Below are 24,256 nucleotides of genomic sequence, written 5' to 3' on the forward strand. Positions count from 1 at the left end.
GCGTCTTTTGTATGTGTGTACGTCTAATTTGTTACCTTATTCCGATATTCCTGAGGGGTGATGCCAAAATGCTTCTTGAACAGCTGGATAAAGTAGCTTGGCTTCTGATAGCCCAGCATAACCGAGATTTCATAGATTTTCTCATCCGTCTGGGCAAGCAGGTCGGCCGATTTCTCCATTCTCGCGCGAAGCAGGTATTCGCTGATGCCTTCGCCCGTCTCTGTCTTGTAAATCTTCGACAGGTAGGAAGGATTGAGATAAACATGCGCCGAGATGGAGTGAAGGGAAGCCTGCTCCAGATGACTATGAATGAACTCTTGTACCTTGCGGATAATGCTGGAGCGGGAGTCTTTATCCTCGGAGGTTACCGACTTGCGGTAAGAAGCGATTGTCCGGGCTGTCCATGTACGCAGGTCATCAACCGTATGAATCGGGCTGCCGTTCGCAAACGCATGAAAATCATCGCCAATCATATCGGACAGCCATTTCTTGTTCTTATGCGCCAGGGCGGCAAGCGTAGCCGCAATCGAGAAGTAGGCTTCCAGCACATGCTCCTGGGATCCCCGCCATTCCTCCTCAATCTCGCGGAAGATCGCTTCAAGCTTCTCGCCGGCGGCATCCCATTGGCCAAGCTCCAGCATCTGCAGCACGGAAGGCGGGCGGTACAGCTCGCCAAGCAGCTGCGGCGTGCCGCGCGTGGGCTCCTTCGCGAGCGACACGAACAACTCCTGCTCGCTGCCGATGAACTGGCGGAAGTTCGTAATGGAGGTCTGATAGAGAGGGCCAACGTCCTGCGGGAATACTCCTCTTTTGCTCGTAAGAATCGAAATGCCCACTTTGAGGTACGATTTCACGACATGCTGAAGCTGGAAGGCATGGCTTTCAATCCATTCATCCAGCTCGCTTGTTATCGTTGAACCGGCTTTAGCTTTCAGGAGACAAACGATAAAGCCGTTCGAATCCTTGCAATGCCACATGTCCAGCTGGTCGCCGAATACTTCCTCCGCGATATTGGCCAGCGCATAATCGATTAAAGCCTCGCTCTCGCCGTCATCGTAGAGATGGTCTTCGTCATCAATCCGGAGCAGCATCACATGGAAATCATCGTTCTCTTGGAATGGTACCGAATAAGTAGCAAGTTTTTTGGACAAGCGCTGCAGGGACAGCGGCTGCTTGCCGCTCAGCATATCCAGAAGCAGATATTCTCTCAGCTTCGGCAGCTGCTCCCGCAAGGAGTACATCGCGCGCTGCATCGAGCTGATCTCCAGCCACTCCTGTTCGAGCTCCTTAATCGCGCGGCGAACCGAAGTCAACAGCTCGTCGTCCGAAGCCGGCTTCAGCAGATAGTCGCTGGATTTCAGCTTCAAAGCCTGCTTCGTATATTCAAAGTCGGAGTAACCGGATAGCAGAATGCATTTGGTATGCTTCCAGTTCTGCTTGATTTCCTGAATAAGCTCCAGTCCCGTCATGCCCGGCATGCGGATATCCGTAATGACGACATCTATGGCATGTTCATGCAGCAGCCCAATGGCTTCCGGACCGGAATAAGCTTTATGGACAACGTCAACGCCGGCTTCCTCCCATGGCAGCATATCTGCCAGATCGTCCGCAAGTATCGATTGGTCGTCTACAATTAGAAGTTGGCGCATCTCGAATTCCCCCTAAAAAGAATAGCTCGCAAGCTAGTGCGTCAGCTAATAGAATGGCTTGCGTCATTGATTCCCTTCACTTTCATTAGGCCAATACAGCTCGACGGTAAGTCCGCCGTCATCGCCGCGGATCAGCCGGACTCCGGCTTCCTGTCCATATTGCAGAGTCATCCGCTGGCGCGTATTCCATAGGGCGCAGCCCTTGTCCTCCGTTGGCGGCATCGACATTTGCAGCTTTAATTGGGACAGCTGCTCCTCCGTTACGCCAACTCCGTTATCGGTGACGGTGATGACGTTGTACCGGTCATTTTGCGAGCCGGTAATGCGCACCTCGCCGCCGCCGATCGGCTCGAGGCCGTGCAGAACGGCATTTTCGACGATCGGCTGGAGGATTAACCGCGGAATTTCAAGCTCTTGCATCGCTTCCGGGATCGTAATGACGTAGGTCATATCCTGGACGTTCATCGCCTGAATCGCCAGATAGCTCTTCACCAGCTCCACCTCCTCGCGCAGGTAGGCCAGCTGCCTTTCGGATCTGGTAGTATACCGGTAATACCGGCTGAGATGCAGCGCAAGCTCCATAACGGATTCTTTTTCCCCAAGTCTCGTAAGACTGCGGATCAGGGAGAAGCAATTATAGAGGAAATGCGGATTAATCTGCGACTGCAGCTGCTTCAGGTTGGCATCCCTGGAACGGATCTGCTCCAGATACACGTTCTGGATGAGCTGCTCGATCTGGGAAGCCATGTCATTAAAGCTGACGAGCAGGAAGTGGAACTCGTTGTTCGGATGGAACACCTTCAGCTTCGGATATTCGCCTTTTTTCAGTTTCTTCACGCCTCGGATCAGCTCCCGGATCGGAACCTGTACGTTGGTGTACAGCACGTAAGCCGCAATCGTACTGCCGATAAGGAGAAAGACGATACAGATGTAAAAGAGATTGCTGTTTGCCGTAATCGGCCTGACAACGTCATCGATGGGAAGGTAGTCAAAAAGGTACCAGCCAAGCTCGGGCATGTACACGCTGTTGACGGTATATTCGATGCCGTCCAACTTAATGCGGGTATATTGCGATTCCGACAGCTTTTCCAAATCCACCTTGGCAAGCAGCTTCTTCTGCAGCTCGGTATCGGAGCCGTTAACCGCAAGAATCTTCCGGTCCGGCGAACTGAAGAAGACATCTCCCTTGCTTCCCGCCTTGAAGCGCTCCAGCGCCTTCACTAATTCGTCAGCCGCGAAGCTGACTTCGACGATAACTCCCGCATTGCCGGAGGTGCTGTCGTACGGCTCGCTTAGAAACCTTACAAACCTCGGATTATTCTGATAGTAGGGGGCAACGTTCTCGGTATATTTCCAGACCTTTGAATAGTTTTTCGCTACGAGATCTTTATCGTATTGCAGATGGAAGTCGGTTGAAACGAAGGTGTTGGTGGCCGGCGCATAGATGCTTATCGTTGTATCCCAATCGGAGGAGGCATTAATGAGCCGAAGCTTGTCGGCAATGCGAATCTTCTGATCCGTTTGTTCATATAGGGTGGCTATCTCCAAAAATTCGAGGGTACGGACGTTAATGTCTTCGGTTATCATAAGGCCGCTTTTCGCCAGCTGTTCCGCCGTTTCATCGGTCTGGGCCGCAAAGTAGGACAAGTCCTTGTGCATGGAGATTTCCACTTCGTTCATCACGACGTCCATGCTTGTCTTATTCGAAAACCAGTAGAGGGCGATAATCGGAATGAGCAGCAAAACGATGATGCCGACTATTTTTGTAAACGTATTCAATCGCAGCGACATGATGGTCCGTCTCCCCGCAGCAAAGTGGATGAAAACAAAAAATCCGGGTATCGTTCTAAAATCATTGGCGCAGACTTGGCGATTCCCCGATTGCTATACTTACTATACATCATGATGAAACTCTGTCAATCGACAAATAGAATAGCGGAAAGGACAATGGGGATGGGGACAACGACAAGGGCGATAGCCGGCAATGAGGTCTTGCGACAGGAGACCGACAAATCAAAATCGAGAGGTATTCTGAAGAGGACCTGGCCGCTTCATATCATGCTGCTTCCGGCGGTAATCCTGCAATTTATATTCGTGTACGTGCCTCTCGGAGGATTGGTTATCGCTTTTCAAGACTATAAACCGTACGATGGCATTTTCCATTCCAAGTGGGTAGGGCTTGAGCATTTCAAATTTATGTTCGATTATCCGGACATTAAGCAGGTTATTACGAACACGGCGCTGATCGCCGGATTAAAAATTATATGCGGCATTATCGTGCCGTTCGTGTTTGCGCTTTTGCTGAACGAGGTGAGCTTTAATCCTTTCAAGCGCACGGTGCAGACTCTGGTGTATCTGCCTTACTTCATCTCTTGGGTATTCCTGGGAGGAATCCTGAATGACATGCTTGCGTCGGACGGGATTATTAACTCGGTGCTTCATAACTGGTTTGGCGTGAAGGAGTCCATTCTGTTCCTGGGCGACGGCAACTGGTTCCGGTTTGTCGTTGTGCTTAGCGATGTCTGGCAGCAGTTCGGTTACGGCACAATCGTGTATCTCGCGGCGTTGGCGGGCGTGAATCCGGCACTCTACGAAGCAGCGGAAGTAGACGGCGCGACTCGCTGGAAGCAAACCTGGCATGTAACGATTCCATCGCTTCTGCCGATCGTAATCGTAGTAGGGACGCTGGCGCTTGGCAATATTTTGAACGCGGGCTTTGACCAGATCTTCAACTTGTATAATCCGCTTGTCTATAGCAAAGGCGACATTATAGACACGTTCGTATACCGTACGGGTATTCTGAACGGGCAGTACAGCTTGGCCACGGCCGTTGGTATCTTCAAATCATTAATAGGTTTTGTGCTCATTATCGTCGGTTACAAGCTCGCTCAAAAATATGCGGATTACAAAATCTTCTAGAAAGGGGTACCTGCGCACATGTATCAAAAGACATTCGGTTATCGGGCTTTCTCGGTATTCAACTATTTAATCCTGGCTCTAGCAGGCCTGTTGTGTATTATACCTATCATTCATATCCTCGCGATCAGCTTTAGTGCCAGTGCTCCTGCGAATGCGCATCTGGTCGGCATGTGGCCGGTGGATTTCAATACCGAATCGTATACGAAAACAATGAACAATCCGAACTTCCTCCGGGCGTTCTGGATCTCGATCGGGCGTACGGCGCTTGGCGCATCCATTACGCTGGCGGTTATCACGCTTGGCGGTTATGCGCTGTCGAAGGATACGACCGCTTTTAAGGCCCGCTCTCGCTACGCTTGGTATTTCGTATTTACGATGTGGTTCAGCGGTGGTATCGTACCCCTGTATATCGTCATTCGCAATCTTCATATGATGAATACGATTTGGGCGCTTGTTCTTCCGGGCTCCGTTGCCGTATTCAATATGATTCTATTGATGAACTTCTTCCGCGCCACGCCAAAGGAGCTGGAGGAAGCAGCATTCATCGACGGAGCGGGACATTTCTCGATTTTGTTCCGTGTTTATCTGCCTCTGGCTATGCCGGCAATTGCAACGATGTCGCTCTTTACGATCGTTGGCAACTGGAATGCGTGGTTTGACGCTTTGCTCTATATTAACGACTACCGTAACTATCCGCTCGCAACCTTCCTGCAGACGATTATCGTACAGCAGGACTTCAGCAAGCTGAATCCGGACGTGAACGAGCTGAAGAACATTTCCCAGCGTACGGTGAAGGCGGCTCAAATCTTTATCGGGATGCTTCCGGTTCTGGTCGTGTATCCGTTCCTGCAGCGGTTTTTCGTCAAAGGGATTGTCCTCGGGGCGGTAAAAGAGTAGAAAATAAGAAGATAACAAAATGGCATGTTACTCAAAATTATGGTATTTCTATCAGTAATAACCAAGACTATAGTATTACTTGAGAGTAAATAAAGCGCTCTCATGCTATAATAATCATTTTACGGGGGGAAAAAAATGCATAATTCAATGAAAAAGCTTATGCTCGTTTCGTTGACTGGCGTGCTTGCGGCAAGCCTTGCGGCATGCGGATCAAGCAACAATAATAACGGTAATAAACCATCTAACGACCCTGCGGCTACGAACTCCGGCAACGCGGCGGCAACAAACAATGCGGGTACGGACAACGCGGGAAGCGGCGCGGACGAGACGGGCTGGGACGGCAAGAAATACGTAGAGCCGATCACTCTGACAACGGTTAAAGGCGTAGGTACGAACTACTTCTTCAAAACGGGCGAAACGATGGAGAACAACGTTTTGCAAAAGTATATGAAAGACAACCTTGGCATTGACGTGAAATACGACTGGGTTGTAACGGATACAAACGACGCTTACAAAACAAAGCTTCGCCTGATGCTTTCCTCCGGCGAGAAAATGCCTGACGTTATTACGTACCGCGGCGATATGGAAACCGTAAATATGCTGATTGACTCCGGTCAATTCATGTCGGTTAACGAGCTGTTCGACAAGTATGCCGGCGATGAGTACAAAAAAGCGGCAGCGCTGAACCCGGATACCTTCCTTCCGGTAACGCGCGACGGCGAGAAAATGGCGCTTCCGGTTCTCGACTACGCATACAACGACGATATGGTTCTGTGGCTTCGTCAGGACTGGATGGATAAACTAGGCCTTCAAGCTCCTAAAACAGTTGCCGACCTTGAGGCCATCATGGATGCGTTCACTACCAAAGATCCGGACGGCAATGGCAAAAACGACACGTTTGGTATGGCTCTCGGCTTCAAAAACGGCTTCCTAAACTGGATGACGGACGTAAGCTGGCTGTTTGGCGCTTACGGCACAATGCCGGGCCAATGGAATAAATCGGCTGACGGCACGTTGTCATTCGGCTCCGTGGATCCGGCTGCGAAGCAGGCTCTCAGCACGTTGAAAACCTGGATGGATAAAGGCTGGATCTCGAAAGACTCCGGTCTGAAGGACGATACTTCCGGCTCCGAGTTCTTCACGAAAGGTCAAGCGGGCGCAATCGTAGGCCGCAACTGGCTGCCGGACTGGCCGTTTGGCGATCTGATCAACAACGTTCCCGGAGCGAAATACAAAGCTTACCCAATTCCTGCCGGTCCAGACGGTAAAATCGGTGCCCAAAGCGGCAACCCGTCCGTTAACGGCTGGATGCTGATCAACAAAAAAGCGGCTCATCCTGAAGCGCTGCTCCGTTACTACAACTTCTTCTTCGATAACTGGGCGAACCCGCAAAAAGGCAGCGAGTTCGAGAACGGCTTCGCGGAAGGCTACGACTGGGCGAAATTGCCGGACGGCACGATCACGAAGGATCCGCAAAAATATCCGGACCTGTTCCCGAACTATGCGGACCGCACGCATCTCGTAGAGCCAATCTACTACTCGCTGACATTCGAAGGCGCTCGTCAACCGGCTCTGTATGCAGACACTATGATCAAGCTGTATAACGGCGAAGCTCCAACAACGCCGTACGAAGAGCAGACAAAAGCCGTTCGTAAACCGGAAAACCTGGAAGCGATGAAGATCGTTATGGATCAAAAAGATATCCGCATGAAAAACTACTTCCAAGGTCCTCTGACGGAAACGATGAAGTCCAAAAACGAATTGCTGAACAAACTGGTGAACGAATCGTACTCCAAAATCATCTACGGTCAAGCACCGCTTGATTCGTTCGATACAATGGTAGAGAACTGGAAAAAATCCGGCGGCGACCAAGTAACGAAGGAAGTTAACGATTGGTACGCTTCGGCTTCGAAGTAATCTAGCAATAGCTGCTTGCAACAGGATAAGGAACGCCATATTTACGCCAGGCGTTCCTTTTCTTTTGCCGGTTATCCTTTTTTGAAAATTATGAAAACGTTTACAACTAGAACAGTCACCCTGGTCATCTTGCTCGAGAGGGGAAAACAGTGTTGACTAGAAAAAGAACAAAAAGGTTATTGTCGTTAGTGATGTCGCTCGTTATCGCCGTAAGTTACGTGCCGTCAGCCGTATTTGCGGCTTCGGATACAGCAGCGGTAGCCACAAGTGCTGCGGCGCCGGATGTTGCGGGGCATTGGGCTTCGCAGCAGGTAACGGATTGGACATCCAAGGGCCTTGTTAACAGTTATCCGGACGGAACGTTCAAGCCGGAGCAAGGCATTACGCGCGCGGAATTTACGAAGCTGATTAACAGCTTGTTTGGTTTTACGGCAAAAGGCGAGAACAGCTTTTCGGATGTAGGGGCTGAAGCATGGTATGCCAATTCGGTAGCGGCCTTGAAGCAAGCAGGCTTTATTAACGGTTATCCGGATGGAACCTTTAAACCAAATGCGGCAATTACAAGACAAGAGGCGGCAAAAATAGCTGCGGGACTGTTCGGATTGCCGGCAGTAACAGGCGCTGATCCGCTCGAAGCCTTTCAGGATAAATCACAGGTTGGCGCATTTGCGGTAGAGCCGCTGGGCCAATTGGTAAGCGGAGGTTATTTGAAGGGCTTCCCGAACGGGACGGTTCAGCCGCTTAAGTCGATTACCCGTGCGGAAGCGGTTGTTCTATTAAGCCGTCTAGCAGGTGAAGTTTACGTGAAGGCGCAGACGTACAAGGATCAAAAGCTGGCAGGCAGCGGGCTGGTGAACCTTGACGGCGTAACGATCGAGAATGCGGCAATCGGCGGGAATCTTTACTTGACCGCTGGGATTGGCGAAGGCGATTTTACGCTGAAAAACACGGAAGTAAAAGGAACCATTTTTGTCAGCGGCGGCGGGGTACATAGTATTCACCTGAACAATGTGCACGTGCCAACTATCGTTGTTGATAAGAAGGAAGGACCGGTACGCGTCGTTGTTGACGGCTCGGAGGTCGGAACGATGGATTTGAATTCCGATACGGTACTGGAAACGAACAATTCGGATATCGACCATTTGAACAGCAACAAATCGGAATCCAGCCTGAACGGCAAAAATTTGGACAAAGATAAATCATATGTCGTAGACAGCGGAACAGCTCAAAGCACCGGTGGCGGAAGCAGCAGCGGTGGCGGCGGAACGCCAACACCTGCGCCGACTGCAACGCCAACGCCAACACCAACGGAGACGGCAACACCAACGCCAACGCCAACTCCAACACCAACGCCGACCCCGACATCAACACCAACGCCAACGGATGAGTGGCAGATGGTGTGGAATGGATGAGTTTGACGGAACAGGCAGCAACCTCGATACGAATGGCGTAAACCTCGACAAGTGGGGTTATCAGCTTGGCACGGGTTCGCAATACGGCCTTGACGGCTGGGGCAATAACGAACAGCAAAGCTATGAAGCGGATAATATGAAGGTAGAAGACGGCAAGCTTGTCATTACGGCGAAAAAAGAAGCAAACAGCAATAATAAGCCCTATACTTCCGGCCGGATTTTTACTCAGAATACATTCACCAAAGCCTATGGCAAGTTCGAAGCCAAGCTGAAGCTGCCGAAAGGGCAAGGCTTCTGGCCAGCCTTCTGGATGATGCCGGCAACAAGCGAATACGGCACATGGGCGTCCTCCGGCGAGATCGACATTATGGAAGCGGTCGGCCGACTGCCGGGCGAAGTTTCCGGAACGATCCATTACGGCAAAGCCGCCCCGGGTAACCGCTATACAGGCAACAAATACAACTTCCCGAACGGAACGGATTTCAGCGGCGAGCATGTCTATGCCGTTGAATGGGAGCCGGGCGAAATCCGCTGGTTGGTGGACGGAGTTGTCTATCAAACGCAAAACAACTGGAATAGCTGGGGAATTGACCAGCCGGCGAAATACGCTTATCCGGCACCGTTTGATAAACCGTTTTACATGATTTTGAACCTGGCGGTTGGCGGTAACTTCGACGGCGGGAAAATGCCGCTGGACGACAACGCCCGGACGATGGAAGTCGATTATGTCCGCGTCTACGATAAGAAGGGCGGGTATTCGGCGGAAGGCCTTGAAGAGCCAAAGGTTGAACAAGAGGCTTTGCCCGATAATCATAAACCGGCCATTGACGGCAACTATGTGCATGATGTTAATTACGCGAATGGCTTTAAGACGGTAGCAACAGACTCGGATACCTTGGATCCGGAAAAATGGAACTTCGTGCATGTCCCTACTTATAACGGCAACGGCTCCATCGGAACCGACGTCATTGGCGGCAAAACGTATGCCAAAGCGGACATTACAGCCGGAGGCTCGCAGGACTATTCCGTGCAGCTCATCCAGAACGTTACCGTAGGAAAAGGCAGATACTACAAGCTTTCCTTTGATGCCAAATCCAGCACGAACCGGACGATGTCCGCCAAGATTGGCGGCGGCGCCGACCGCGGCTGGGCAACCTACTCGGATGTCCTGTCGGCAAGCCTGACCGATGAATTCAAAACTTACAGCATGACCTTCCAGATGGCTGCCGATACGGATGTTCTGGCTCGCCTGGAGCTAAATATCGGCCTGAACACCAATCCGGTCTGGATTGGCAACGTGAAGCTGGAGGAAGTGGACGCACCGGATCCGTACAACGAGGATGCGGCGAAAGAGCCGATTAACGGCAATCATGTATACAACGGCAATTTTGACCTCGGAAGATTGGACCGTCTGACTTATTGGCATTTCAATACGGCGGACGGTGCGGAGGCAACGGCCTCCGTTGATCCGGAAGACCGCGAATTCCAGGCGAATATTGCGAGCGGCGGAGCGGATGCTTCTTCCGTTACCCTGCTTCAAAAAGGCGTCAACCTGATTCCAAGCAACGATTATCAAGTGAAGTTCAATGCAAGAGCAGCTTCCGACCGTACAATTAAGGTTGGCATTCAGAAGCAGGACGGCACGAATGTGGTCGACCCCATTGAGGTAAACCTGACCAGCGCATCCGCTGTACAAACGGTGAACTTCAACTCCGCGGCTGCAGCCGACGACAAGGCGATTCTTGTCTTTATGCTTGGCGGCAGCGATGCGGATGTCACCATCGATCATGTGGTTATGACCCGTCTGACCAACAATGGCATCGGTGATTTGCCGCTCTCCGAGCAGTTCCCGCTGAAGAACGGCGACTTCTCGAACGGTAAAGCATCGTGGAACCTGCATGTGCAAGGCTTTTATGACGGTTGGGACAAAGTGACCGGCTATAACGAAGAAGCAGGCAGCATGAAGGTTAACGTAAGCAGCGTTGGCAACAATCCTTGGGATGTCATGCTGATGCAGAACGATTTTACTCTCCGCAAGGACAATACCTATGTTGTATCCGTAGATCTCAAATCAACCGCGGAGCGCGACGTGGAGATTGTCGTGGATAATGCCGGTGGACGCCTGCTCTCGAAGATGGAGCATCTGACGGCAGACTATCAGACGTTTACGTATGAGCTGCCCGTTACGGCAGATACGTTAGCTTCCTTTAAAGTACTTCTCGGCAAGCAAGCTGCGAACCCGTCAGGCGCACATGATGTGTACGCGGACAATGTACGCGTGGAAATCAAAGGCGCCCGCGAGAAGGCTTTCCTATTAAAGAACGGCTACTTCACGGACGGAGAAGCGAACTGGTCGAAACATATTCAAGGCGTCTACGATGGTACTTCGAAAGCAACATTTGATTTTACAAGCGGCAGAGCAAAGATCAATGTCGAGAATGTAGGCGCGAATCCTTGGGATGTGATGCTCTTCCAAGAGCCGCTTCCGGTGAAGAAGGATAACGCTTATATCGTAACCTTTGACGCAAGATCAACAGTGGCCAAAACCGTTGAGGTTATTGCGGAGAACGGCACTTATACCCGTTATCTGAACCAAAAATTAACGCTAGGCGAAACAACGAAGAGCTACGCCTTCGAGTTTACGATGCCTAAGGATGATACGGTAGGCTTGAAGTACCTCCTTGGCAAGAACGGCGATGCCCTGGCAGTTCATGATGTCTTTATCGACAACGTCCGCTTCGAGCGGAAAGGCGCCAAGGAAGCATTGGGAGAAAAGGTACCGCTCGTGAACGATATCCGCCTTACTTCGGCTCCAATCGTTACGCCTGATGTGACGGACAACAGCCTGGGCAAGGACATTACGCTGACCTTTGCATCCCAGCCGGGCTGGAGCAGCTCGATTAAAGCAATCGTCGTGGACGGAGCAGAGCTTGCGCCAGAAGATTACACGGTGGGAACAAATAGTATCACGATTAAAGCGAGCGTTTTTGCGTCCGCAGGCGATCACGTTATCGTCATTAAGGCAACCGATTACGAGTTGGGTCAAGTCACGCAAACGATCGAAGCGCAGCAAATGTGGAGCCTGGTCTGGTCCGACGAGTTTAACGGAAATGCCGTTACTCCCGATACAAACGGCGTCGATTTGACGAAGTGGGGCTACCAGGAAGGCAATGGCTCCGAATACGGCGTTGCGGACTGGGGCAATAACGAGCAGCAATACTACCGCAAGCAAAATATCGCCGTTGATCCGGCAACAGGCAACCTGGTTATTACCGCGAAAAAAGAGACGTTTAACGGCAAGCCGTATACGTCCGGCCGTCTCTGGACCAGCAATACGTTTACGAAGGCCTACGGCAAATTCGAAGCCCGGATGAAGCTGCCGGAAGGAACAGGCATTTGGCCGGCCTTCTGGATGATGCCTGCCGATAGCGAATACGGCGGATGGGCCGCTTCCGGCGAGATCGATATTATGGAAGCGAGAGGCCGTCTGCCGCATGAGGTCGGCGGAACGATCCATTACGGCAAGAACGCTCCGAATAACAAAGCAACGGGTGCAGCTTACACCTTCCCTGAAGGCGAATCGATCTCCGGTTATCATACTTACTCGGTAGAGTGGGAGCCGGGCGAGATCCGCTGGTATGTGGACGGCAATCTCTATCAGACGGTTAACAACTGGAACAGCTGGGGAGTCGATCAGCCGGATAAATACGCTTATCCTGCGCCGTTTGACAAACCGTTCTATATTATCCTTAACCTGGCCGTTGGCGGTCAATTTGACGGTAACCGACTCCCAGCAGATAGCGATCTGCCAGCAAAAATGGAAGTGGACTATGTTCGCGCCTACGAACTGACGGGCCGTCCTTACCGTACGCCGGTAGAACCGGATTCGAAGGACGAGATTCCGGCTAACGCGAAAGCAATTGTCGATCAGGATTTCGAGCATGGCCTGACCGATATTACGGATTCCACGCAGGCTCTTGACGCGAACTATTGGAACTTCCTGCATACGCCGGACTTTGGCGGCGCGGGTTCCGCGGTCGTGGATACCATCGGCGACGATAAGTTCGCCAAAGTATCGATTACCAGCGGCGGCAACCAGAATTACGCTCTGCAATTGATTCAGTATGCAACCATTACGAAAGGCCATGCTTACAAAATCAGCTTTGACGCCAAAGCATCGGCTCCAAGAAACATTAGTCTGAAGGTAGGCGGCGATGCGGATAACGGCTGGGGTGCTTATTCGGATAATTTCGATGCCGCGCTGACAACCAATCTGAAGCATTACGAATACCGCTTCCTGATGAATAACGATACCGATCTTGCCGCGCGGCTGGAGCTTAATCTTGGTCTCAATACCAATACGGTATGGATCGGCAATATCAAGATCGAAGAGGTTGACGCGGTATCCGAGCAAAACGGGGCAAAAGCGCCGCTTGGCAACGGTCAGCATGTGTATAATGGCAATTTCGATCTTGGCTCGATGGACCGTATGACGTACTGGAACTTTGAAACTTTAGGCGACGCGAATGGTTCGGCTTCGGTTGACCCTGAGGCAAGACAACTTGAAGCAGCCATTACAAACGGCGGAGACAATCCATCGGATATTACCCTAACGCAAAAAGGAATCAATCTTCTGCAAAACGATACCTATAAGTTGAACTTTAAGGCTTCGGCGGAATCGGAGCGTTCCATTAAGGTTTCATTCGTAAGCAAAGACGGCCATACGGTGTATGCTTCGAAGGACTTTACAATCGGCACGGCAATGGGCAATCAGGAGTTTGCGTTTACGATGCCGGTTGGCGTAACGGATGAGGAAGGGCAGCTTGTCTTTGGACTAGGCGGCAATGACGCGGATGTTGCGATCGACAACGTCTCCCTGATTCGCACGACGAATAACAACTTCGACTTCACGGGCATGGACCTGTTCCCGCTGAAGAACGGCGATTTCTTCGCCGGCCTTCTGAATTGGGAGCAAAATACGCAGGATGGCGGGGCTGCGCAATTTTCCACGGAGAATGGCGCTGCGAAAATCAATGTCACCAGCCTGGGCAACCAGCCGTATAGCAATATGCTGATTCAAGGCGGCATGAGCTTTAAGAAAGGCTTAACCTATACGCTGGAGTTTGACGTAAAAGCCTCCGTTGCCCGCGACCTGCAGGCAACATTGGAAAATGCCTCGTACGTCCGGAGATTTGATTCCGGCGTGCAAGCCGTAGGTACGGACTGGACGCATTTGAAATTTACGGTTCGCCCTACAGCCGACGAATTGCTGGCGCTTAAGATCATGCTTGGCAAAACGCCAGGCGGTGCGGTAGGTACCGTCTGGATCGATAACGTTGTGCTTGAAGTGGAAAATGCGCCGGTGAAGCGTCCGCCAACGATGGTAGCGGATAGCACGGATAATCTCGCTGGCCAAGAGATCACCATTCCTTTTGCGGATGATGCTGCCTGGAGAGGCGCTATTACGTCGGTGTCCGTAAACGGTGCGGCTCTGATTGCAACGCAATACACGGTCACAGCAGGGGCATTAACGCTCCATTCGGACGTCTTCTCGGTTGATGGCAACTATTCTGTGAAGGTAGCCGCGACCGGATACGGCGATGCGGTCCTGACGCAGCAGGTTTTCTCCGGAGATGGCAACCTCGTATTGAACGGCAGCTTTACGAACGGTACGGCTAACTGGGAATCATGGAAAGGAGCCGACGACTACTCTTCGATTTCGGTAGAGGATGAGAAGGCGGCAATTCAAATCAACTATAACGGCGGTCTGGACCCGCAATGGAGCGTTCCGTATACGTGGTCCACGCAGTTCATGCAATCCGGCATCAAGCTGAAAGCCGGCAAAACGTATGAGCTGAGCTTTAAAGCATGGTCGACCGTTAACCGTCCGATTCTGGTCGAGCTGACCGGATATAGCGGCAATCAGCAGGTGCTGTTCAATCTTACAGGCGATTCTTCTACCGTCTACACGAAAGTATTGAAGCCAACGGCCGACATGACGCTGACGGTGAAATACTTGCTTGGTAACGTGATTAGCGGGGACATCACAACCCCATCCGTCGAGCATACGATTCATATCGATGAAGTAGCTGTCCGCGAGAAGGTGTCGCCGCCAACGGTGACAGCAGATTCAACGGATAATAAGCTGACCTATCCGATCGAACTAACCTTTACGGATAATGCCGCTTGGAGAAGCGCCATTACAGGCATTACGATTGACGGGGCAACTGTGAGTGCAGGCAAATACACGGTTGCAGCAGGCAAAATCACGCTTGACGCATCCCTGTTCCCATCGATCAAGACGTATTCGATCGCCATTCTGGCTAATGGCTATGCGGCAGCGGAAGTATCGCAGGAAGTGAAGACCAACGCGAAGAACATCGCGCTTGGCAGCACGGCAACCGCTTCGACGAACAATCAGCCTGCGTCGAACGCGATTGACGGCAAGGCAGGAACAAGATGGGAGAGCGCCGCACAGGATCCGCAGTGGATCTCGCTTGACCTGAAGAAGCTTTACAAGCTGGAAAGCATGACGCTGAGCTGGGAAGGGGCTTACGGCAAGACGTATACGGTTCAAGTCTCATCGGCGGAAACGCCGGGGGATAACGATTGGACCACCATCTTTACCGAGCCTTCCGGCAACGGCGGTATCGACAATATTACGCTGCACGGCGAAGAAGCACGCCATGTGCGGATCTACGGCACGGCAAGAGGCACGCAATGGGGCTACTCGTTATGGGAGGTTGAAGTATACGGCAATCCTACGAATCCCGATCAGGTATTGCCGCTTGGCCCAGCCATGACTGCGGATTCTACCGATAATAAGGTTGGCAATAGCATTGACCTTGCCTTTACCGGCGATTCCGCATGGGAAAGCGCGATTACGGCTGTTAAAGTAAACAACGCCGCTCTTGCAGCCAGCCAGTACACGGTTGCAGCAGGCAAAATCACACTGAAATCAGGCGTATTCGCCGCAGCAGGCAGCTACACGATTACGATCGCGGCAACAGGTTATGCCGATAACGAAGTGACGCAAGTCATCGCAGCGGATGTGAATCTTGCGCTGGGCAAGTCAGCCGTTGCTTCCTCCGTGCAGGGTGCATTCCTGGCGGCTGAAGCAACGGACGGCGATTCCGGCTCGAGATGGGGAGCGGATTGGACGACAAACACGGATAACCATCCGGAGTGGATTTACGTGGATCTTGGTGCCGTAGAGTCTTTCAGCAAGCTTGTCCTGAACTGGGAAGGAGCTTACGGCAAATCGTTCGACATTCAAGTGGCTCAGCCTGGTGCCGATCTAACCGATAACGCGAGCTGGACGACAGTCCATTCCGTGTCGGGCCAATCGCTTAGCGGAGACGGACTGAAGCAGATTATAAATCTGGATGTTCCAACGCAAGGCCAATATGTTCGAATCTATGTAACGGAGAAGGGCTTTGCTCCATACGGTCCTTCTTTATATGAAATCGAGATCTATAACAGCTAGTAAAGGTGGGCATAAGACCCTCTGAGGGTCCTATTTGCCTATCAGGGCCGCTAGTGTTCTAATGCAGAGCATATGAAAAAAAGCTGTTCCGGTCACGGAACAGCTTTCTGTATTCGTTATAGTTTCGAGAAAGCATGCTCTGCAGCAACAAGAGTAGCTGCGATGTCTTCTTTCGTATGGGCGGTGGTCAGGAACCAAGCTTCATATTTGGAAGGGGCCAGGTTGATGCCCTGCTCCAGCATAAGCTTGAAGAAGCGGCCGAATATTTCGCCGTCGGTATCCTGCGCCTCATCATAGTTGGTCACCGGATGGTTGCAGAAATGGGTCGAGAAGGAACCGCGGATCTGGTTAACGGTCAGCGGAATGCCATGTTTTTCCGCCGAGGCGCGCAGGCCGTCTGCGAGCGTTGTCGCCAGATCGTTCATGCGGTCATAGACGCCTGCTTCCTGGAGCACCTCGAGGCACGCGATTCCGGCCGAGATGGAAGCGGGATTGCCCGCCATCGTCCCTGCCTGATAAGCAGGGCCAAGCGGAGCAACTTGCTCCATAATTTCCTTGCGGCCGCCATAAGCGCCAATCGGGAGTCCGCCGCCGATGATTTTGCCAAGCGCGGTAAGATCCGGCTCGATGGCTCTGAAATCCGGGAAGACATTAAACGTTTGCGTAGTGCCGTAGTGGAAGCGGAACGCCGTGATTACCTCGTCGTAAATAACAAGGGCTCCGGCTTCGCGAGTCATTTTGCATAGGCCTTCCAGGAAGCCGGGCTTAGGCATAACCATGCCAAAGTTGCCGACAATCGGTTCCACCATAACGGCAGCCGTATCGTCGCCCCAGCGCTCCAAAGCTTCCTTCAAAGCATCCAGATCATTAAACGGTACCGTGATTACCTCATGCGCGATGCTGGTCGGGATGCCGGCGCTGTCCGGAATGCCAAGCGTAGAAGGGCCGGAGCCCGCTGCAACGAGGACAAGGTCGGAATGGCCGTGGTAACAGCCGGCGAACTTAATGATTTTATTGCGCTTCGTGAATGCGCGCGCAACCCGGATGGTTGTCATAACGGCTTCTGTGCCGGAGTTAACGAAGCGGACTTTATCCAGAGAAGGAATCGCCTCCTTCAGCATGCGGGCCATCTGGATTTCCAGCTCGGTAGGCGTACCGTACAAAGTTCCGTTCTGAGCCGCCCGGACAATCGCTTCCGTAATATGCGGATGGGCGTGTCCCGTAATAATGGGGCCGTAAGCCGCCAAATAATCGATATAGCGGTTATCGTCGACATCATAGAAGTAGGCGCCTTCCGCGCGTTTCATGAACACCGGCGCTCCTCCGCCAACCGCTTTGTAAGAGCGGGAAGGGCTGTTGACGCCCCCAACGATATGCTGCAGCGCTTCCTCGTAAAGCGCCTCTGAACGTTTGCGTTGCATAGACATGAAAGAAATCCTCCGTAGTTCGTAATATGTAAGCCGATTGCATACGCAAGCAGCCTGAATGAAGAAAAATCGACACTTCCCATTATCGCGCAGTCGGAGCAAAAAGCAAAGTGATGCTCAAGGGCGCTTCTTGCCAAACACCTGTCTATCTTCTCGTTGTAATCTATGGGCAACGCAAGCTGCGTGATCTTTATCCGCCAATGCATGGCTATGCTGCTCATTTACCTTGTACGAAATGCAGTATAGTTGCCCCAGGAAAAGGCTGCGGTCAGTTATGCTGTACAAAATGCAGTATATCACTCGGAATCCAGCCCAATTGGGTGGTTAAATCTATAATATCCTGCATTCCGTGCAGGATATAGCTGCCTACTGGGCTCAAATACGTGAATATGCTGTACTTCATGCAGTATAACGCGCGACAGCTAATGTTTAAACAAATGAATGGTTAGTGAGTTATAACTTTAACCGCATGAATGAGAAAGGACCAGATCTCGCCGGTTAGCGGGTATCTGGTCCTTTTTTTGTAAAGCAAACTCCCTTTATCTATATCCTATTGTGCTGTGCTGTTGCTGGTTGCATTTGTAGTGGTATCGGTTCCGTTCTCGGCACCCGGCGATGGGGATGGAGTAGTCTCTGTATCATCCTTCGCCAGCGTATCTTGAACCGAAGTCTTCAGTTCATCCAAGTCGCGAACGCCAATGACGGCTGCTCCGCCTACATGCTCCTCAGCAATATTGTCCATTGGAGGAATTTGCTGCGTGCCCGCCAAATGGGAATCTACGCCCAGCTGGCCAAGCTTCAGCATATCGGTAACCTGGAGGTTCGTCTCGATGTAAGGCGATACGCTGTCCAGAATCTTTTTCATCTGGACGATGTTCCAGCCCGATTTAAGCTTGTCGGCTACAGCGCCTAAAAATTCGCGTTGACGCTCGGTACGGGTGAAGTCGCTCATTGCGTCGTGGCGGAAGCGAACGTATTGCAGGGCTTTGTCGCCGTCCAGCAGCTGATAGCCCTTTTTCAGATCGATATCATATTTATTTTTGTCGGCGTTATCTGTATAGTGCATATCCTTCTCAACATCGAAGTATACGCCGCCGATTGAGTCGACTAAGGCTTTGAATCCTTCAAAATCCGTGTACACATAATATTGAATGTCGAGTCCAAGCAGGTCGCCAACGGTCTTCATGGCCAGCTGCGGACCGCCAAGCGTAATCGCCGTGTTGATCCGGCCTTTGCCGTGACCTTCGATATCAACGTAAGTGTCCCGGAGGACGGAGAATAGATGCGCTTTTTTCGTAACCGGGTCAAAGGATGCGATCATGATTGAATCGGACCGCGGTACCTGATTTTCTTCCAAACCGCGGGCGTCGCCGCCGAGAAGCAGAATATTGACGCGTTCCTTGCCCTCCCATTTCGGAGGCGCCTCAGCAGTAGTGTTGTTTTCGAATTGTCCAAACCGGGAATCTTCTTTGTTCTTGCTGAAATTGTCTAACGAATTATATACGCCGGTACCCCAGTAAACCAGGCCAGCGATGGCAATAACTATAACTACGAGAAAACCGCTAAGTACCCATTTCCAAGGTTTTCTTTTCTTTTTAGCCTTTGTAGCCATGACTGTAGTAGTGCTCCTTTCAGCAACTCATCCTGCAAAAGTGTGTAAACCCAAATCAGACAGGCGAACCATCGCTCCCGAATCGATGATGCCTGCCATTTACGCACAACAATAACTAATGTAATATTACATATCATAAAATTATAAAGCGGAACGATAGATAGACGCAAGTTTTATCGTTTCCCTTGGAAAAAACTCATAATTCCCCGGGAAATGTCGACCGTTCATAACGGAGAGGAGATTATTCGAGCTTATGCTGGCGATTGATGTCAAAGATCTGCGAAAGCAGTTTAAAGTACAAAAGAACAGAGAAGGACTGTCCGGCGCGCTGAAAGACCTGTTCAAACGGGAATACAACGAGGTTACAGCCGTAAAAGATATATCGTTTCAAATTCCGCAAGGCGAGATTTGCGGTTATATCGGCGAGAATGGCGCAGGCAAATCGACTACGATTAAAATGCTGACCGGCATTCTGGTACCGACATCCGGACAACTTAAAGTGAACGGTTATGTACCCTTCAAAGACCGCGAAAAATTTGTCGGAGGGATTGGCGTTGTTTTCGGCCAGCGCTCCCAACTTTGGTGGGATATCGGTGTTATTGAGTCTTTCCAGTTGCTGCGCAAAGTATATCGCGTATCCGAGCAGGATTTCCGCAAAAGATTGGACAACCTCGTAGAACGCCTTGATCTCGGCGATTTGCTTAACCGTCCGGTCCGCAAGCTAAGCCTTGGGCAGCGGATGCGCTGCGAGCTGGTTGCGTCGCTGCTCCATAATCCGTCGATCCTGTTCCTCGATGAACCAACCATTGGTCTGGATATCGTGGTGAAGACGGAAATCCGCGAGTTCCTGAAGGATCTGAACCGTGAAGAGGGGACTACAATTCTACTTACGACTCATGACCTTCAAGATATCGAAGCCTTGTGCTCGCGTGTCATTATGCTGGATGACGGCCGGATTATTTATGACGGCGGACTGGAAGAGCTGAAGAACCGCTGGAGCAAAGGACGCGAGATCCAGTTCCAATTCGGCGCGCCAACGTCCCTTGCGAAGCTGCAGCTGCTAACGGCAGGTCTGGATGTTACCTGGACGATGAGCGAGCAGGGCGCCTCGATGTGGCTGCCGCATACGATTAACGTGTCGGACGCGCTTGGCGTAGTCGTAGGCGGGGCGGATATCCGGGATATCAAAATCCTTGAGACCAACACCGACGATATCGTGCGCGAAATTTACCGCTCAGGTTCAGCGTCGGCATCTGCGGCCGCAACGCTGCGGGAAGCCGAGTCTCCTAAGCGGGAGGCCGAGGCGGAGCCCGAGAAGGAGACTTCTCTCCGATGATGAGCGCTTACGTCGATTTTATCCGAATCCGGTTTCTGACCATGCTGGCTTACCGCGTTAATTATTATAGCGGTATCATTATTTATGCGATTAACATTGGAGCGTATTATTTCCTCTGGAAAGCGATTTTCGGCTCGGCCGAGACGCTTCAGGGCTTTACGCTTGCTCAAATGACAACGTATATTGCCGTGTCGTGGATGGCGCGCGCCTTTTATTTCAATAACCTGGACCGAGAGATTGCGAACGATATCCGGGATGGAAGCATCGCCATGCAGCTGATCCGGCCGTATTCGTATTTGCTCGTCAAAATGATGCAGGGACTCGGCGAAGGCTTGTTCCGCCTAATCCTCTTTATGGGCCCGGGACTTGTTATCGTCTGTCTGCTGTTCCCGGTTAAGCTGCCGAAGGATCCGGCTGTATGGATTGTATATTTCATTATGCTGCTGTTCAGCTTGTTCATTAACTCGCAGCTTAATATTTTGACCGGTCTTGCGGCCTTCTTCGTGGAAAATAACGAGGGAATGATGCGGATGAAGCGGGTGCTGGTCGACCTGTTCTCCGGCGTTCTTATACCAATCGCTTTCTTCCCGGGTTGGCTGAAGGGGACGATGGAATGGCTGCCATTCCAGGCGATTACGTATTTGCCAAGCGCCGTGTTTACCGGGCGTACCCCGATGAGCCAAGCTTGGGGCGTTCTAGGAATTCAGGCGTTGTGGTTCGTTATTTTGCTAGTGCCCATCCTATTTACTTGGCGTGCGGCCCGCAAGCGGCTGTTCGTGCAAGGAGGTTAATTCAATATGCTGTATGGCGTGTTATTCTGGGAATACATTAAAAACTATGCCAAGACCCGTCTGACCTACCGGGCCGACTTCTGGGTCGAGGTTCTGTCAGACTTGATGTTCCAAGGGATGAACTTGGTCTTCATCCTTGTCGTGTTCCAGCATACGCCTTCGCTTGGCGGCTGGTCGGAGTCGGAGGTTATTTTCGTATACGGCTTCTTTATGATTCCGTACGGAATCTTCTCCACCTTCTTCGGGATGTGGAACTTCAGCGAGCGTTATATTGTAAAAGGGGAGATGGACCGCATCCTGACGCGTCCTGCCCATAATTTGTTCCAAGTGCTGCTCGAAAACGTGGATCCGCCATCCCTGATTGGCTCCGTGGTAGGAGCGGTTATCATGGCCGTCTGCTGGAATGATCTTGGACTGGCGTTTCACTGGTATTATGTCTTGATTATGCTGCTGTTCGTGCTTGGCGCCGTGCTTGTGTATGGCGGGATCTATACGGCGCTGTCGGCGATCTCGTTCTTCTCGGATGCGCCGACGGGCATCGTACCGCTTATTTACAACGTACAGAACTATGGCCGTTATCCGGTCAACATTTATAACAAAACGATTCGGTTCGTTCTGACCTGGCTGCTGCCCTTTGCTTTTGTAGGCGTAATTCCGGCATCGTATTTCCTGGATAAAAAGGCGGATGATTTGTCTCAGCTGGCCTGGTTTACGCCGGTTATGGGCGTTATCGTATTCGGGCTGGGACTTGCACTGTGGAACCATGGCGTCAAGCGGTACCGCGGCGCGGGCTCGTAGGCCCAGCAGGTTAAGGCAGGTATTGGAGGTTTAGTGGTATGAGTACGATAGAAGTAGGCAAAAAAGCGCCAGATTTCAAGCTGCCGGCATCAAACGGCGAGACGGTGAAGCTGAGCGATTACCGGGGGAAAAAGGTTGTCCTCTATTTCTACCCGAAGGACAATACGCCTACCTGCACGCAGCAGGCTTGCGATTTCCGCGATGCGTATCCCGCTATGGCGGACACCAATACGGTCGTGCTTGGCATTAGCCCGGATCCGGTCAAGTCGCATGAGAAGTTTATCGGCAAGCAAAACCTGCCGTTCCTGCTCCTGTCGGACGAGAATCATAAGGTATGCGAGAAGTACGGCGTATGGCAGATGAAAAAGCTGTACGGCCGCGAGTATATGGGCGTTGTCCGCTCCACCTTCCTCATCAATGAGAAAGGCAAGCTTGTCCGCGAGTGGCGCGGCGTAAAAATCAAAGGCCATGTCCAGCAGGTGGCAGGCGAGGCGGCAAAACTCTAATGATTGAAAGACGGGTCCTATGGGCTCGTCTTTTTTTGTTTGCGCGGACGGAAAAACATACGAAATGAATGATTATCGGGGCATTTGCTAGATTTGCCGCTCATATACTCTACTAGTTTGATTACTTACGAGAGTAGAGAAGGGTGGCAGATGAGATGCGATTGCTGGTGCAGACGGGATTATGTTTGGTTGTGTTATGGTTTGGGCTGCTTGGAGCCGGTCCGGTAACGGAGGATCAGGGGGAGGCAGCAAGCGAGCTGGCGCATGCGGGGCTGGCGAGCGAGGTGGCTGCCGCTGCCGGGAGCTCTGCGGAAGGACCCGTTGCGCATCAGGAAGAAGGAGCGGGCAGTCTCATTCTAGCGGATCAGCTGGTTAATTATAGCGCGGAGGAAGCAAAAACAGCGGCAGCCAAGCCAACCGTCTATTTGACGTTTGACGATGGCCCAAGCGAGAAGACAAAGGAAGTTCTCGCTATCCTGAAGCGGGAGGGCGTGAAGGGAACCTTTTTTATGCTGGGCAACGAAGTGAAGCAGTATCCGGATATCGCAAGGCAGGTCGTGAAGGAAGGCCATGCCATCGGCAATCATACGTACGATCATGTGTATAAAGAGCTGTACAGCAGCTTTTCCGCGTTCGCCAAGCAGGTTATGGATACCGACGATGAAATCTATAAAGTGACGGGGATACGGACCAATCTGCTTCGTGCGCCGGGAGGGACGTTTGGCAATTTTGACCAAGGTTATTACGATGCGCTTGCCAAGGCCGGCTATATCGTCAACGACTGGAACGTCGACAGCGGCGACTCGGCGCGGGTAGGCGTGCCGGCCAAAGAGATTATAAATACCGTTAAAAGCTCCAGGCTGTCCAGCAAGGTCGTTGTGCTGATGCATGACAGCTCCATCCATGGGGAGTCGGTAAAGGCGCTGCCGGAAGTGATCGGTTTCTTCAAAAACAAAGGCTATCAGTTCGCGGTCTTAACCGATCAGGTCAAGCCGATTCAATTCCGCCTCTCGCCATCGATGAAGTGGAAGCGCCCCATGGTAACGGCAGCGGAGACGCAGACTTTAGTTCAATATACGGCCCGGACGAGAACGCACCTTCCCGAGCCAAATACCCAAAGCTTAATCATTCATGCCGGCGGGGAAGACATTCCTTTTGCCCCGCAGGATTACAGGATGTTGAACGGCACCATTGATGTTCCTCTGCGACAGCTGGCTTTAGGGCTTCATGGCATTATCCGTCTCGACATGGCAAACGGAGTCGTCGAGGCCATGGTAAACAATCAAAGCGCAAGCTGGACGGCAGCGGAGGTAGGAGGCAGCGGAACGTCTCTGCCGAGCCGGATTATGGTGCCGTTAAGAGAGACGCTTCAGCAGTTTCATTTTGGTATAAGCAGAATAACGGTTACAACGGATAAAAGAGAGATTTGGGTCGAGCCGTCTTCCGTCTAGCAGGTCTAAATAGAGAGGCACATGGCGATACTGAAAGATAGAGAAGCTATTTTTC

14 protein-coding genes are annotated in these 24,256 nt (G+C 51.7%); 10 read left to right on the forward strand and 4 right to left on the reverse strand.

The features are described from left to right. Positions 1-23: 23 nt before the first annotated feature. Together WFJ73_RS27370 and WFJ73_RS27375 are read right to left on the reverse strand one after the other, a co-directional pair. Positions 24-1,649 (reverse strand): response regulator transcription factor, encoded by a 1,626-nt coding sequence (locus WFJ73_RS27370; protein WP_336776109.1) that lies wholly within the window; start codon positions 1,647-1,649, stop codon positions 24-26. Between the two features lie 63 nt (positions 1,650-1,712). Continuing rightward, positions 1,713-3,440: a sensor histidine kinase gene (locus WFJ73_RS27375; protein WP_336776110.1), complete on the reverse strand. Its 1,728-nt coding sequence runs from the start codon at positions 3,438-3,440 to the stop codon at positions 1,713-1,715. A 162-nt stretch (positions 3,441-3,602) separates the two neighbouring features. Between WFJ73_RS27375 and WFJ73_RS27380 the strand changes: the two genes are divergently transcribed. From WFJ73_RS27380 to WFJ73_RS27400, 5 genes are all read left to right on the forward strand, one after another. Continuing rightward, positions 3,603-4,568 (forward strand): ABC transporter permease, encoded by a 966-nt coding sequence (locus tag WFJ73_RS27380; RefSeq protein WP_442955998.1) that lies wholly within the window; start codon positions 3,603-3,605, stop codon positions 4,566-4,568. 18 nt (positions 4,569-4,586) lie between these two features. Next, entirely contained in the window at positions 4,587-5,465 is an 879-nt protein-coding gene (locus WFJ73_RS27385; protein WP_015842448.1) for a carbohydrate ABC transporter permease, read from the forward strand. Between the two features lie 135 nt (positions 5,466-5,600). Continuing rightward, positions 5,601-7,382: an extracellular solute-binding protein gene (locus WFJ73_RS27390; protein WP_336776111.1), complete on the forward strand. Its 1,782-nt coding sequence runs from the start codon at positions 5,601-5,603 to the stop codon at positions 7,380-7,382. A 152-nt stretch (positions 7,383-7,534) separates the two neighbouring features. Further along, positions 7,535-8,794, forward strand: a complete 1,260-nt coding sequence (locus WFJ73_RS27395; RefSeq protein ID WP_336776112.1) for an S-layer homology domain-containing protein — start codon at positions 7,535-7,537, stop codon at positions 8,792-8,794. Beyond that, complete coding sequence (locus WFJ73_RS27400) at positions 8,787-16,280, forward strand: hemoblobin-interacting domain-containing protein (protein ID WP_336776113.1); 7,494 nt, start codon at positions 8,787-8,789, stop codon at positions 16,278-16,280. The genes WFJ73_RS27395 and WFJ73_RS27400 overlap by 8 nt, the downstream gene beginning before the upstream one ends. 116 nt (positions 16,281-16,396) lie before the next feature. Here the strand turns inward: WFJ73_RS27400 and WFJ73_RS27405 are convergent, their stop codons facing one another. Continuing rightward, a complete protein-coding gene (locus tag WFJ73_RS27405) occupies positions 16,397-17,707 on the reverse strand; it encodes a glutamate-1-semialdehyde 2,1-aminomutase (RefSeq protein ID WP_336776114.1) in 1,311 nt (436 codons plus the stop codon). A 550-nt stretch (positions 17,708-18,257) separates the two neighbouring features. Continuing rightward, complete coding sequence (locus WFJ73_RS27410; protein ID WP_336776115.1) at positions 18,258-19,319, reverse strand: LCP family protein; 1,062 nt, start codon at positions 19,317-19,319, stop codon at positions 18,258-18,260. A 253-nt stretch (positions 19,320-19,572) separates the two neighbouring features. Here WFJ73_RS27410 and WFJ73_RS27415 point away from each other — a divergent pair, with 253 nt between their 5' ends. From WFJ73_RS27415 to WFJ73_RS27435, 5 genes are all read left to right on the forward strand, one after another. Further along, positions 19,573-20,655 carry an ABC transporter ATP-binding protein gene (locus WFJ73_RS27415; RefSeq protein ID WP_336776116.1) on the forward strand — a complete coding sequence of 361 codons (1,083 nt, stop codon included), beginning with the start codon at positions 19,573-19,575 and terminating at the stop codon, positions 20,653-20,655. Then, complete coding sequence (locus tag WFJ73_RS27420; protein ID WP_336776117.1) at positions 20,652-21,446, forward strand: ABC transporter permease; 795 nt, start codon at positions 20,652-20,654, stop codon at positions 21,444-21,446. Before WFJ73_RS27415 ends, WFJ73_RS27420 begins: the two co-directional genes overlap by 4 nt. 6 nt (positions 21,447-21,452) lie before the next feature. Further along, on the forward strand, positions 21,453-22,244 hold the full coding sequence (locus WFJ73_RS27425; RefSeq protein WP_336776118.1) for an ABC transporter permease: 792 nt from the start codon (positions 21,453-21,455) through the stop codon (positions 22,242-22,244). 38 nt (positions 22,245-22,282) lie between these two features. After that, positions 22,283-22,750 (forward strand): thioredoxin-dependent thiol peroxidase, encoded by a 468-nt coding sequence (gene bcp / locus WFJ73_RS27430; protein WP_336776119.1) that lies wholly within the window; start codon positions 22,283-22,285, stop codon positions 22,748-22,750. A gap of 155 nt (positions 22,751-22,905) precedes the next feature. Then, positions 22,906-24,201 (forward strand): polysaccharide deacetylase family protein, encoded by a 1,296-nt coding sequence (locus WFJ73_RS27435; RefSeq protein ID WP_336776120.1) that lies wholly within the window; start codon positions 22,906-22,908, stop codon positions 24,199-24,201. The last annotated feature ends 55 nt before the right edge of the window (positions 24,202-24,256 follow it).

The sequence above is a fragment of the Paenibacillus sp. MMO-58 genome (assembly GCF_037146255.1).
Lineage (GTDB): Bacteria > Bacillota > Bacilli > Paenibacillales > Paenibacillaceae > Pristimantibacillus.